This window comes from Streptomyces sp. NPDC051133 (assembly GCF_040682635.1).
Taxonomy (GTDB): domain Bacteria; phylum Actinomycetota; class Actinomycetes; order Streptomycetales; family Streptomycetaceae; genus Streptomyces.
The window spans coordinates 100,528-112,651 of sequence record NZ_JBFBBK010000014.1; the positions used below are offsets into that span (position 1 = coordinate 100,528).

Consider the following 12,124-nt stretch of genomic DNA (forward strand, 5'->3'; position numbering starts at 1 on the left):
CCCCCCTGACGAGGGAGGGCGCCCTCAGCGCATGCCGACGTCCGCCAAGTACCGTAACGTCCATATATGAGCGATGCGGCGCCTCCACGTAAAACCCCTGATCAGCCGTGGCGCACCGAGGGGACCCCCGACGAATCGCCCCGCCGCTTCGGCGGCGGAAGGATCCGTGGCGGCAAGTGGTGGGGCCTGCTCGTCACCGCGGTGATCGTCTTCCTGCTGGCCTACATCGGACTGAACTATTTCGGCCAGGGCAACGAGCCCACGATCTCCTACACCGAGTTCAGCCGGCAGGTCGGCGCGGGCAACGTCGCCAAGATCTACTCGAAGGGCGACGCGATCCAGGGCGAGCTCAAGAGCCCGCGCGCCGATCCCGAGGGCGGCGGCCGGTACACCAGGTTCAAGACACAGCGCCCGGCGTTCGCGGCCGACAGGCTCTGGCAGAACCTGAGCAGCCACGGTGTCACGGTGACCGCACGGCCCGTCGTGCAGGAACGCAGTCTGCTGTCCAACATCGGGATCTCGCTGATCCCGATCGCGGTCCTGGCCGTGGTGTGGATCGTCGTCTCACGGCGGCTCGGCGCGGGCCTGCCCGGCGCGGGCGGACTGTTCGGACGCAGGGCGCCGCCCAAACCGGTCGGACTGCGCGCGGGCACCGAGCGGACGACCTTCGCGGACGTGGCCGGCATCGACGAGGTCAAGGGGGAGCTGGACGACGTCGTCGACTTCCTGGAACACCCCGACGTCTACCGCAGGATGGGCGCGAAACTGCCCCGCGGTGTGCTGCTCGCGGGCCCGCCCGGCACCGGCAAGACCCTGCTCGCCCGCGCGGTCGCGGGCGAGGCCGGCGTGCCGTTCTTCTCCGCCTCGGCGTCCGAGTTCATCGAGATGATCGTCGGCGTCGGCGCCTCCCGCGTCCGCGAGCTGTTCGCCGAGGCCCGGAAGGTGGCGCCGTCGATCATCTTCATCGACGAGATCGACACCATCGGCCGGGCGCGCAGCGGCTCCAGCTCCATGGGCGGTCACGACGAACGCGAGCAGACGCTGAACCAGATCCTCACCGAGATGGACGGCTTCTCCGGCTCGGAGGGCGTGATCGTCATAGCGGCGACGAACCGCGCGGACATCCTGGATCCCGCCCTGACCCGCCCCGGCCGCTTCGACCGGGTGGTCACCGTGGCCCCGCCGGACCGCGCCGGGCGCGAGTCCATCCTGCGGATCCACACCCGCCCCCTCCCGCTCGCCGACGACGTGGACCTGGCCCAGCTGGCCCGCGTGACCCCCGGAATGACGGGCGCGGATCTGGCCAACCTCGCCAACGAGGCCGCTCTGCTCGCCGTCAAGCGCAAGCAGGAGCGGGTGACCGGCGCGGACCTGTCCGAGGCGCTGGAGAAGGTCCAGCTGGGCGCCGAGCGCACCCTCGTGATGCCCGAGGAGGACCGTCGGCGCACCGCCTTCCACGAGAGCGGTCACGCCCTCCTCGGCATGCTGCAGCCGGGCGCCGACCCGGTCCGCAAGATCACCATCGTGCCGCGCGGCCGGGCGCTCGGGGTGACCATGTCCACGCCCGAGGTGGAGCGGTACGCGCACTCGGAGGAGTACCTGCGCGGCCGCATCATCGGAGCCCTGGGCGGAATGGCGGCGGAGGACGTCGTCTACGGGGTCGTCACCACGGGCGCGGAGAACGACCTCGAACAGGTCACCAGGATCGCGCGCGGGATGGTGGCCCGCTGGGGCATGAGCGAGCGCGTGGGCCGGCTGTCCGCCCTGCCGGACGACGCCCAGCAGGCCTACGGGCTGGCCGCCGCCCCGCAGACCCTCGACGTGATCGACGCCGAGATGCGCCGCATCGTCGACGACTGCTACGAGGAGGCGTGCCGCAAGCTCCGCGACAACCGCGGCCGGCTGGACGCGCTCGCCGAGGCCCTGCTGGAGAACGAGACGCTGGAGGAGGCGGACGCCTACCGGATCGCCGGCATCCCCCGCCTGGCCAAGACCACCGACGCCTGAGACCTACGACGCCTGACACCTACGACGCCTGAGGCCTACGACGCCCGAGACCACCGACGTCTGCCCGAGAAGGCCGGTGCCCGGGGCACGCTCGCCTAGGGCACGCGGGCTATGAGGTAGCGGAAGACGTTCTCCATCCACACGGTCCCGTCCTCGCGCCGGTGCGCGTGCAGGGCCTCCGCCAGCTCCTTGTCCACTTGCTTGGCGTCGGTCGCCGCGATCGCCGCGTCGAACAGCCCGGTCGACAACAGGCCCCGTACCGCGCTGTCCGGGTCGGCGTACCCGAACGGACAGGCGACCCGCCCCGAACCGTCCGGCTTGAGCCCGGCCCGCTGCGCGACGTCCTCCAGGTCGTCCCTGCGGGCCGGCCGCCAGCTGCGCGCGCTGCGCAGCGGATCGGCCAGTTTCCTGGCCACCCGCAGCACCTTGGAGGTGGCACAGCGCTCCGGCGGGCCCCAGCCGGCCAGTACCACCGCGGCCCCGCGCCCGGCCAGCGGCAGCGCGGCGGCCAGCAGCTCGCCGAGCCCCTCGGAGTCGCCCGCGAGGCAGCCGATCGGCTCGAAGACGGTCACCAGCGTGTACGCGGCCGTCTCCGCGCCGGCCGCGTCCCCGGGTGCGCCCTCGACGAGGTGCGCTGCCGCACGCGCGCGCGTGCCGTGCGCCGCGCGAGGGCTGTCCGGCAGCAGGCGCTCGCGTGCGAGGGCGAGCCGCTCGGCACAGGAGTCGACACCCGTGACCGCCGCGGCGCCTCTGGAGGCCGCCATCAGCAGGGCGAGCCCGGAGCCGCAGCGCAGGCCCAGCAGCCGGGTGGCCGGGCCCACTTCCAGTCGTTCGTAGACGGCTTCGTAGAGCGGGACCAGCATCCGCTCCTGGATCTCGGACCAGTCACGCGCGCGTGCGCACCGGTCCACGCGGGGTGCGGAATCCGCGTGAGCCACGTGCTGCCGCACGAGCGTAGGTGTCATAGGTAAGCGCCCCAATCCGCCGACAGTTCGCCGCTGTGCCCGATTGCGTGGCCCCCGTGCCGTGCGCGCGCACTTCCCACGTATGCCAGGTAACTCCGGGCTCGCGGTGCCGTCCAGGGGTCGTGGCGCCCGGTTTGGGGTCTGCTGGTGTGAGTGGCGAGAATTCACATGCCGGCAATCCAGGTGACCGTACGGTGTCCGCCCGGGCGGGACGGGCCGGTGCCGGGGGGGTTCCACGGCGCGCGGTAACGTCACGACCGTCACGGACGCTGAGCAAGGTGAGGCTGCCCGCCGAGAGCGTCCGAAACGCCTCTTGCGCATCCATCGACGACAGCCGCGCGGGAGTGCGCAGAAGCCCTACGCGCCGGGTCGTACGGCGAACTACGCACCAGCTTGGTATGAGCTGTGCGGCTTCTCCGCAGATCAGCGCACCCGCCCTCGTCCGGACGCATCAGCGGCAACTGACGGGTACGTGCAAATTATTTGGGATGCCCCGGAATAGGAACACAGCGGCACCCCCGCTCGTTGTCATTACGTGAGCACGACACAGACACCACCTGTTCTCGCCGCGGAGCTGGCGCAGGCGTGGGCCGACATTCAGCGGTACCACCCCGAGCTGCCCGACCTCGCCGCGCCAGAGTCCCTGATCGGAGAGTCGTCGTCCGCGTGCGGTCACGAACTCTCCTTCGAGCGACTGCTCCATGAGGCAGTCCACGGCATCGCCGCCGCCCGCGGGGTCCGCGACACCTCCCGCGCCGGCCGCTACCACAACCGTCGTTTCCTCGCCATCGCCGAGGAGCTGGGCCTGGACCACCCCGAGGAGCCGCACCCGAGCAGCGGCTTCTCCCTGGTCACGCTCAACCCCGAGGCGAGGCGGCGCTACCGCCCGACCATGGAGCGGCTGCAGCGCGCTCTGAAGGCCCACACCGCGGCCACCTCCTCCGACACCTCCCGCACCTTCCGCGGCCCGGCCGCCCGGCACGGCTCCTCCGGCGGCGGCGTCCGCGTCAAGGCGGTCTGCGACTGCGGTCGCAACGTCCGGGTGGTCCCGTCCGTCCTGGCTCAGGCTCCGATCGTGTGCGGCGGCTGCGGCAAGCCGTTCCGGATCCCGGAGGTCGTGGGAGCGGCGTAGTCGCGGGCCGCGCGGAGTACCGGCATCTCGTGGCTGCCGGGGCCGCGGACGGCGACGGGCCCACAACTTCACAGCACCCCGGGCAGCGCACCCGACGTGACCTCACCTCCACGCCGGGTGCCGCTGAACGACGTCCGGCTCCGGCCCGCCGCCCTCGGCCCGAAGCGACCCGCGGGGTATGGCACAATGGCTAGCTGTACTCGACAGTCGCACAGGACCCCTCTCTCCTCCGGCTGACGCGTCCATCGGGCACTCGGGTACCGCAACCCCACGCGGCAGTCTCGCCGTGCCCAACCACGTCAAAACCAGGAGAATCCACTCCCGTGGCAGTCAAGATCAAGCTGAAGCGTCTGGGCAAGATCCGTTCGCCTCACTACCGCATCGTCGTCGCCGACTCCCGTACCCGCCGTGACGGCCGGGCCATCGAGGAGATCGGCAAGTACCACCCGACCTACAACCCGTCGGTCATCGAGGTGGACGCCGAGCGCGTGGCGTACTGGCTGGGTGTCGGCGCGCAGCCGACCGAGCCGGTGCTCGCCATCCTGAAGAAGACCGGCGACTGGCAGAAGTTCAAGGGCGAGCCGGCTCCCGCGCCGCTGCTCGTCGCCGAGCCGAAGCCGGCCCGTCCGTCGTTCGAGGCTCTCGGCGGTGACGACGAGGGCAAGGGTGAGGCGATCACCCAGAAGAAGAAGGCTGAGAAGAAGGACGAGGCCGCTGCCGAGTCCGAGTCGACCGAGGCCTGAGCAGCATGCTCGAAGAGGCGCTTGAGCACCTCGTGAAGGGCATCGTCGACAACCCTGACGATGTGCAGGTCGCCTCGCGCGACCTGCGCCGCGGGCGCGTGCTCGAGGTCCGGGTCCACCCGGACGACCTCGGCAAGGTGATCGGCCGCAACGGCCGCACCGCGCGTGCCCTGCGCACCGTCGTGGGCGCCATCGGCGGTCGCGGTGTCCGCGTCGACCTGGTCGACGTGGACCACGTCCGCTGACGCTTCATCGCAACCGGCTCGGGCCGGGGAGGGCCACTGGGCCGTCCCCGGCCCGCAGTCGTATGACAGGAGATCTGTACACGTGCAGCTGGTAGTCGCACGGATCGGCCGTGCCCATGGCATCAAGGGCGAGGTCACCGTCGAGGTACGCACCGACGAGCCGGAACTCAGGCTCGCGCCCGGCGCGGTACTCGCCACGGAACCCGCCTCCACGGGACCGCTGACCATCGAGACGGGGCGCGTCCACAGCGGGCGCCTCCTCCTGCGCTTCGCGGGCGTCACCGACCGCAGCGGCGCCGAGGCCCTCCGCAACACCCTGCTCATCGCCGAGATCGACCCCGAGGAACTGCCCGAGGGCGAGGACGAGTACTACGACCACCAGCTCATCGACCTCGACGTGGTCACCGAGGACGGCACCGAGGTCGGCCGGATCACCGAGATCTCGCACCTGCCCTCCCAGGACCTGTTCATCGTGGAGCGCCCGGACGGGACCGAGGTCATGATCCCCTTCGTCGAGGAGATCGTCACCGAGATCGACCTGGAGGAGCAGCGGGCCGTCATCACGCCCCCGCCGGGCCTGATCGACGACCGCGCCGAGATCGCGTCCGCGCGGGACGCGCAGGGCTCCGACGCCTCCGATGGCTCAGGCGACTCCGAGGGCTCCGGTGACTCCGAAGGCTCCGGCGACTCCGAAGGCTCCGGAGAAGAGTCGTAATGCGCCTCGACGTCGTCACGATCTTCCCCGAGTACCTCGAACCCCTCAACGTCTCCCTGGTCGGCAAGGCACGCGCGCGTGGCCAACTCGACGTCCAGGTGCACGACCTGCGGGAGTGGACGTACGACCGCCACAACACGGTCGACGACACGCCGTACGGCGGCGGTCCCGGCATGGTCATGAAGACCGACCCCTGGGGCGACGCCCTCGACACCGTCCTCGCCGACGGCTACGAGTCCGGCGCCCAGGCCCCCGCGCTGATCGTCCCCACGCCCAGCGGCCGTCCCTTCACCCAGGAACTCGCCGTCGAGCTCTCCGAGCGCCCCTGGCTGATCTTCACACCGGCCCGCTACGAGGGCATCGACCGGCGCGTCATGGACGAGTACGCCACCCGCGTCCCGGTCTACGAGGTCTCCATCGGCGACTACGTCCTCGCCGGCGGCGAGGCGGCCGTCCTCGTCATCACCGAGGCCGTCGCCCGGCTGCTGCCCGGCGTCCTCGGCAACGCCGAGTCCCACCGCGACGACTCCTTCGCGCCCGGCGCGATGGCCAACCTCCTGGAAGGCCCCGTCTACACCAAGCCGCCCCTCTGGCGCGGCCGGGACATCCCCGACGTGCTGCTCAGCGGCCACCACGGCAAGATCGCCCGCTGGCGGCGCGACGAGGCCCTGAAGCGGACGACGGCCAACCGGCCCGACCTGATCGAGCGCTGCGACCCCAAGGCCTTCGACAAGAAGGACCGCGAGATGCTCTCCATCCTGGGCTGGGAACCGGACCCCGCGGGCGAGCCGCACGGCCGATTTTGGCGCCGGGCCCAGGGCGTGGAACAATAGACCGCTGTTGTGCGCCCGTCCGGCGTGCGCCCCTGCCACAGGGGGACACGACGCCCGTTCCGACCCGCACGGCAGACCTCTTGGAACCCTAGTTTCCGTTGATGACCTGTGGCATCAGCGAAGAAAGCAGACGAAATGTCTCACCTGCTCGACTCCGTCGACGCCTCGTCGCTGCGCAGCGACGTCCCGGCCTTCCGTCCGGGCGACACCGTCAACGTCCACGTCCGCGTCATCGAGGGCAACCGCTCCCGTGTGCAGCAGTTCAAGGGCGTTGTGATCCGTCGCCAGGGCTCCGGTGTCCGCGAGACCTTCACGGTCCGCAAGGTCTCGTTCTCCGTCGGCGTCGAGCGCACCTTCCCGGTGCACACCCCGATCGTCGAGAAGATCGAGCTGGTCACCCGTGGTGACGTGCGCCGCGCCAAGCTGTACTACCTCCGTGAGCTGCGCGGCAAGGCCGCGAAGATCAAGGAGAAGCGCGAGAGCTGAGCGCTTTCCCGGCGTCACAGCGGGGCCGGATAGCATCTGGCTCCGATGGACACCGAAGCACAGCCGACGGAACGCGACCGCTCCTCCCCACCCGGTTCTCCGGGTGCGGAGGGACGGTCGCGTTTCGCGTTGGCGGCGCGGATCACCGAGCGGCTGCCGGGCGGCCGGATCACCCTCACCCTCCTCGCCTGCCTGGCGTTTTTGCTCGTCCTCAACGCTTTCGTGGTGCAACCGTTCCAGATCCCGAGCGGATCCATGGAACAAGGGTTGAGGATCGGCGACCGCGTTCTCGTAAATAAGTTGGCGTACCGTTTCGGTGCCCAGCCGCGCCGTGGCGACGTGATTGTGTTCGACGGCACCGGGTATTTCGGGGACGCGGACTACATCAAGCGCGTCGTGGGTGTGGGGGGAGACCGTGTGGTCTGCTGCGACAAGAACGGGAGGATCGGGGTGAACGGCCGGCCGGTCGACGAGACGGCGTTCCTCTATCCGGGGGACAGCGCCTCCAGCGTGCCCTTCGACATCGTCGTCCCCGCGGGCCGCCTGTTCGTCCTGGGCGACCACCGCAGCCGCTCCAGCGACTCCCGCGACCACCTGGGCTCGCCGGGCGGCGGCATGGTCCCCGTCGGCGAGGTCATCGGCCGGGCCGACTGGATCGTCTGGCCGTACGACCGGCTGACCCACCTGTCCCGGCCGTCCGCCTACGCGCGCGTGCCCGCCGCCTCGGCGAAGGGCGGCCATGGGTAACCGCGGCAAACCGCGCGGCGTGCCCGCCACGCCCGCCGACAACCTGCTGCCCACGGGCTCCCGCCGTACGTCCACGCCCGGCGGTGGCGGCCGCACGCGCGCGGAGCGGCGCAAGCTCCAGCGCAAGGTCAAGCGCAAGCGCCGGCGTTCAGCCGTTCGGGAGATCCCGCTTCTGATCGGTGTCGCCGTCCTCATAGCGCTGGTCCTGAAGACCTTCCTCGTCCAGGCGTTCGTGATCCCGTCCGGCTCCATGGAGCAGACGATCCGGATCGGGGACCGCGTCCTGGTCGACAAGTTCACCCCGTGGTTCGGCTCCAAGCCGCAGCGCGGGGACGTCGTCGTCTTCCACGACCCGGGCGGCTGGCTGGCCGACGAGCAGACCGCCAAGAAGGACGACCCGGTCGTCGTCAAGCAGTTCAAGGAAGGCCTCACCTTCATCGGCCTGCTGCCCTCCGACAACGAGAAGGACCTGATCAAGCGGGTCATCGGGGTCGGCGGCGACCATGTGAAGTGCTGCGACGCGCAGGGCCGGGTCACCGTCAACGGCGTACCGCTCACGGAAGGGGACTATCTCTACCCGGGCAACTCCCCCTCCTCGACCCCCTTCGACATCACCGTCCCCAAGGGCCGGCTGTGGGTGATGGGCGACCACCGGGACGACTCCGCGGACTCGCGCGCCCACCAGAACACCCCGTACGGCGGCACGGTCTCCGAGAAGTCGGTGGTCGGCCGTGCCATGGTCATCGGCTGGCCGGTCGGGCACTGGACGCGACTGGAGGAACCTAAAACCTTCGCAAGCGTTGCCGCGCCCGGAGCGGGGACGACCGCCGCTCCTCGCATGTCGCATAGGGTTGCCTCCGAGAATCCGAACGGAACGACCCGACTCCCGACCCCTGCGGAACTCCCGCTCGTTATGGGAGTGGTGGGCCTGCGCCGTATGTGGTGCGGGCGGCGGCACAGAGTAAGGAGTTGGCGTGGGGGATGTGGCGGTTGGCGCACGGTCGGGACACGACGGCGAGGAGCACCGCGGGCACCCCGTGGAGGCGAACGCCCCCGCACCCGACGGCGCCATGACCTCCGGGAATGACATGACGGCGGACGACGACGGCACGCGGGAGGGCGAGCAGCCGCCCCGCTCCGGGGACGCGGGCACGGGCGAGGCGGCACCCCGGCCGAAGGGACCGCGCTCCTTCTGGAAGGAGCTGCCGATCCTGGTCGTCATCGCGCTGGTCCTGGCGCTGCTGATCAAGACCTTCCTGGTGCAGGCGTTCTCGATCCCCTCCGCCTCGATGGAGAACACCCTGCAGGTGGGTGACCGGGTCCTGGTCGACAAGCTCACCCCGTGGTTCGGCTCCGAGCCCGAGCGCGGCGAGGTGGTCGTCTTCCACGACCCGGCGGACTGGCTGGCGGGCGAGCCCCAGCCGAACCCGAACGCGGTGCAGAAGGTCCTCAGCTGGATCGGCCTGATGCCGTCCGCCAACGAGAAGGACCTGATCAAGCGGGTGATCGGGGTCGGCGGCGACACGGTCGAGTGCAAGAAGTCGGGCCCGCTGACGGTCAACGGCAAGGCGCTGAACGAGCCGTACGTCTACCCGGGCAACACGCCGTGCAGCGTGGACGACCAGGGCGGCCAGTTCAAGGTGAAGGTTCCCAAGGGCTACATCTGGGTCATGGGCGACCACCGCCAGAACTCCCGCGACTCGCGCTACAACCAGTCCGACAAGAACCACGGCATGGTCCCGGTCAAGGACGTCGTGGGCCGTGCCATCGTCAAGGCCTGGCCTATCAACCGCTGGGGCACCCTGCCGGTCCCGGACACCTTCGACCAGCCGGGCCTCGACCAGCAGTCCTCGGCCTCCGCGTCGCTGTCGGTGGCCCCGCAGGGCGCGGCCCTCGCGGCGGTGCTGCCGCTGGCGGTGTGGCGGCGCAGGCGCGGGGACCGGCCGGCGGCCGAGACCGGGCGTCAGGTGTCCACGAGCGGCCGCTGACCACGTCCGTGCACCCCGGGGAGGGGCCGGCCCTCCCCGCGGGGCGGAATCTGTGAGTCCGGTGACCGGCGGACCCTCGGTCCCGGTCGGGAAACAGGGGCTGCCCCTGCTCGGTACCGACAGGTAGGGTGCGGGTCCATGGGTGGCGAGAGCACGACACGTACGGCCCCGCACGGCGGTGGCGCGGGCACGGCACAGGCCGGCGGCAGCCGGCTCGGACAACGGCTGTCCGGCATCGCCGTGGCACTGGGACTGGTGCTGTTCCTCGGCGGATTCGGCTGGGCGGCGCTGACCTACCGGCCGTACACCGTGCCCACCAGCTCCATGACCCCCACCATCGACGCCGGTGACCGGGTGCTGGCGCAGAAGGTCGACGGCGGCGAGGTCAAGCGCGGCGACGTCGTCGTCTTCGAGGACAAGACCTGGGTCACGGGCGCCAAGGTGGTCAAGCGCGTGGTCGCGGTCGGCGGCGACACCGTCGCCTGCTGCACCGACGGCAAGCTGACCGTCAACGGCAAGCAGATCGACGAGCCGTACCTGCCCAAGGGCAGCCTCGCCGAGAACCAGAACTTCCCGACGGTGACCGTGCCCGAGGGCCGGCTCTTCCTCCTCGGCGACGAACGCCAGGGCTCCCTGGACTCCACGGCCCATCTCACGGACGCGGCCAAGGGCACCGTCTCCCGCGACGCCGTCAACGCGCGCGTGGACGCCGTCGTGTGGCCCTGGAAGGGCACGCTGAAGCGCCCCACCGGCTTCGAGGCCCTGGGCACCCTGTCCCAGCCCGGCCCGCTGCGCACCATCGAACTGCTGATCGTGGCCGGTGCCGTCCTGGTCCTCGCGGGCGGCGCCTACGGCCCCATCGACAAGCGGCTCAACCGGTCCCGGGCCCGTGCGGCCCGCGCGGAGGCAGCCGGTGTCCGCTGAGACCCTCGGGGAGCCGGCGCCGGGGGAGTCGTACGAGGGCGGGCCGCGCAAGGTGGCACGGGTGGTGCTGCTCGACCCGCAGGACCGCATCCTCCTGCTCCACGGCCATGAACCCGAGGACCCGGCCGACGACTGGTGGTTCACCCCCGGAGGAGGCCTGGAGGGTGCCGAGACGCGCGAGCAGGCCGCCGTCAGGGAACTCGCCGAGGAGACCGGCATCACCGACGTCGAACTGGGCCCCGTGCTCTGGCGGCGCCGGTGCTCCTTCCCGTTCGCGGGCCGCCGCTGGGACCAGGACGAGAGGTACTACCTCGCCCGTACGACGCAGACGGCGACCGAGGCGACGGGGCTGACGGAGCTGGAGCGGCGCAGCGTCGCCGGAGCGCGCTGGTGGACGTGTCAGGAACTGACCCGGGCACATGAGACGGTGTATCCGACCAGACTCGCCGAGCTGCTGCAGAGGCTGCTCGACGAAGGTCCCCCGGCCGGGCCCGTGACCCTCGACACGGAAATCGTCTGAGGACTCCCGGGACTGGCGCACAATGGTGGGATCGCACGGCTGAAGGGGAACATGCCATGAGCGCCGAGGACCTCGAGAAGTACGAGACCGAGATGGAGCTGAAGCTCTACCGGGAGTACCGAGATGTCGTCGGTCTGTTCAAATACGTGATCGAGACCGAGCGTCGCTTCTATCTCACCAACGACTACGAGATGCAGGTGCACTCGGTCCAGGGCGAGGTCTTCTTCGAGGTCTCCATGGCCGACGCCTGGGTCTGGGACATGTACCGGCCGGCTCGCTTCGTGAAGCAGGTGCGGGTGCTGACGTTCAAGGACGTGAACATCGAGGAGCTCAACAAGAGCGACCTGGAGCTTCCGGGCGGGTGACGGAGTTTTCCACAACCGCCGAGTAACCCACCAAGATCAACATCTTGGGGGCCGATGCGTGACGGTTGGCGCCGGAGGTGGTGCCGACATGAGCAAGGCACGCAGTGGACTCGGCAGGTACGGCGAGGATCTGGCCGCCCGGCGGCTCGCCGAGGCCGGTATGACGATCCTGCGGCGCAACTGGCGCTGCGGACGGTCCGGCGAGATCGACATCGTGGCGCGGGACGGGGACGCGCTCGTCGTCTGCGAGGTGAAGACCCGCAGGGGCGGCGGATTCCAGCACCCGATGGCCGCGCTCACCCCGAAGAAGGCGCAGCGCCTGCTGGCCCTGGCCGAACGCTGGATCCAGGCCCACGGAGGCGCCCCGCCGGGCGGCGTCCGCATCGACCTGGTCGGTGTCCTCCTGCCCCACCGGGGCGCCCCCTCGGTCGAGCACGCGCGGGGGGTGGCCTGA

15 protein-coding genes are annotated in these 12,124 nt (G+C 70.7%); 14 read left to right on the forward strand and 1 reads right to left on the reverse strand.

Annotated elements, in window-relative coordinates; genetic code table 11:
• The first annotated feature begins 66 nt into the window (after window positions 1–66).
• Entirely contained in the window at window positions 67–2,007 is a 1,941-nt protein-coding gene (gene ftsH / locus AB0N17_RS16775) for an ATP-dependent zinc metalloprotease FtsH (protein WP_366012047.1), read from the forward strand.
• 95 nt (window positions 2,008–2,102) lie between these two features.
• On the opposite strand, the gene AB0N17_RS16780 is transcribed toward ftsH, so the two are convergent.
• Window positions 2,103–2,972, reverse strand: a complete 870-nt coding sequence (locus AB0N17_RS16780) for an SAM-dependent methyltransferase (protein ID WP_366012048.1) — start codon at window positions 2,970–2,972, stop codon at window positions 2,103–2,105.
• A 535-nt stretch (window positions 2,973–3,507) separates the two neighbouring features.
• Between AB0N17_RS16780 and AB0N17_RS16785 the strand changes: the two genes are divergently transcribed.
• From AB0N17_RS16785 to AB0N17_RS16845, 13 genes are all read left to right on the forward strand, one after another.
• On the forward strand, window positions 3,508–4,104 hold the full coding sequence (locus tag AB0N17_RS16785; RefSeq protein ID WP_366012049.1) for a hypothetical protein: 597 nt from the start codon (window positions 3,508–3,510) through the stop codon (window positions 4,102–4,104).
• 323 nt (window positions 4,105–4,427) lie between these two features.
• A complete protein-coding gene (gene rpsP / locus AB0N17_RS16790) occupies window positions 4,428–4,847 on the forward strand; it encodes a 30S ribosomal protein S16 (RefSeq protein WP_030785131.1) in 420 nt (139 codons plus the stop codon).
• Between the two features lie 5 nt (window positions 4,848–4,852).
• Window positions 4,853–5,092: an RNA-binding protein gene (locus tag AB0N17_RS16795; protein WP_005479813.1), complete on the forward strand. Its 240-nt coding sequence runs from the start codon at window positions 4,853–4,855 to the stop codon at window positions 5,090–5,092.
• An 82-nt stretch (window positions 5,093–5,174) separates the two neighbouring features.
• Window positions 5,175–5,807, forward strand: coding sequence for a ribosome maturation factor RimM (gene rimM, locus AB0N17_RS16800; protein WP_366012050.1), 633 nt, complete (start codon window positions 5,175–5,177; stop codon window positions 5,805–5,807).
• Window positions 5,807–6,640 carry a tRNA (guanosine(37)-N1)-methyltransferase TrmD gene (gene trmD / locus AB0N17_RS16805; RefSeq protein WP_366012051.1) on the forward strand — a complete coding sequence of 278 codons (834 nt, stop codon included), beginning with the start codon at window positions 5,807–5,809 and terminating at the stop codon, window positions 6,638–6,640. Before rimM ends, trmD begins: the two co-directional genes overlap by 1 nt.
• 135 nt (window positions 6,641–6,775) lie before the next feature.
• Complete coding sequence (gene rplS, locus AB0N17_RS16810; protein WP_366012052.1) at window positions 6,776–7,126, forward strand: 50S ribosomal protein L19; 351 nt, start codon at window positions 6,776–6,778, stop codon at window positions 7,124–7,126.
• Window positions 7,127–7,171: 45 nt separating this feature from the next.
• On the forward strand, window positions 7,172–7,873 hold the full coding sequence (gene lepB / locus AB0N17_RS16815; RefSeq protein ID WP_366012053.1) for a signal peptidase I: 702 nt from the start codon (window positions 7,172–7,174) through the stop codon (window positions 7,871–7,873).
• Complete coding sequence (gene lepB / locus AB0N17_RS16820; protein ID WP_366012054.1) at window positions 7,866–8,960, forward strand: signal peptidase I; 1,095 nt, start codon at window positions 7,866–7,868, stop codon at window positions 8,958–8,960. Before lepB (AB0N17_RS16815) ends, lepB (AB0N17_RS16820) begins: the two co-directional genes overlap by 8 nt.
• Complete coding sequence (gene lepB, locus AB0N17_RS16825) at window positions 8,848–9,861, forward strand: signal peptidase I (RefSeq protein WP_366012055.1); 1,014 nt, start codon at window positions 8,848–8,850, stop codon at window positions 9,859–9,861. The genes lepB (AB0N17_RS16820) and lepB (AB0N17_RS16825) overlap by 113 nt, the downstream gene beginning before the upstream one ends.
• Before the next feature lie 138 nt (window positions 9,862–9,999).
• The gene (gene lepB / locus AB0N17_RS16830; RefSeq protein ID WP_366012056.1) at window positions 10,000–10,785 is read left to right on the forward strand and encodes a signal peptidase I; all 786 of its coding nucleotides are present in this window, start codon (window positions 10,000–10,002) and stop codon (window positions 10,783–10,785) included.
• The gene (locus AB0N17_RS16835) at window positions 10,775–11,305 is read left to right on the forward strand and encodes an NUDIX hydrolase (RefSeq protein ID WP_366012057.1); all 531 of its coding nucleotides are present in this window, start codon (window positions 10,775–10,777) and stop codon (window positions 11,303–11,305) included. Before lepB (AB0N17_RS16830) ends, AB0N17_RS16835 begins: the two co-directional genes overlap by 11 nt.
• A 56-nt stretch (window positions 11,306–11,361) precedes the next feature.
• Window positions 11,362–11,670, forward strand: coding sequence for a DUF2469 domain-containing protein (locus AB0N17_RS16840; protein ID WP_003965949.1), 309 nt, complete (start codon window positions 11,362–11,364; stop codon window positions 11,668–11,670).
• A gap of 58 nt (window positions 11,671–11,728) precedes the next feature.
• On the forward strand, window positions 11,729–12,124 hold the full coding sequence (locus AB0N17_RS16845) for a YraN family protein (RefSeq protein WP_366012058.1): 396 nt from the start codon (window positions 11,729–11,731) through the stop codon (window positions 12,122–12,124).

Excerpts from the sequence above, each read along its gene's own strand:
- rplS (WP_366012052.1), top strand. The coding sequence starts at position 6,776 with ATGTCTCACCTGCTCGACTCCGTCGACGCCTCGTCGCTGCGCAGCGAC.
- trmD (WP_366012051.1), top strand. The coding sequence starts at position 5,807 with ATGCGCCTCGACGTCGTCACGATCTTCCCCGAGTACCTCGAACCCCTC.
- AB0N17_RS16780 (WP_366012048.1), bottom strand. The coding sequence starts at position 2,972 with ATGACACCTACGCTCGTGCGGCAGCACGTGGCTCACGCGGATTCCGCA.
- AB0N17_RS16840 (WP_003965949.1), top strand. The coding sequence starts at position 11,362 with ATGAGCGCCGAGGACCTCGAGAAGTACGAGACCGAGATGGAGCTGAAG.
- lepB (WP_366012056.1), top strand. The coding sequence starts at position 10,000 with ATGGGTGGCGAGAGCACGACACGTACGGCCCCGCACGGCGGTGGCGCG.
- ftsH (WP_366012047.1), top strand. The coding sequence starts at position 67 with ATGAGCGATGCGGCGCCTCCACGTAAAACCCCTGATCAGCCGTGGCGC.
- lepB (WP_366012054.1), top strand. The coding sequence starts at position 7,866 with ATGGGTAACCGCGGCAAACCGCGCGGCGTGCCCGCCACGCCCGCCGAC.
- AB0N17_RS16795 (WP_005479813.1), top strand. The coding sequence starts at position 4,853 with ATGCTCGAAGAGGCGCTTGAGCACCTCGTGAAGGGCATCGTCGACAAC.
- lepB (WP_366012053.1), top strand. The coding sequence starts at position 7,172 with ATGGACACCGAAGCACAGCCGACGGAACGCGACCGCTCCTCCCCACCC.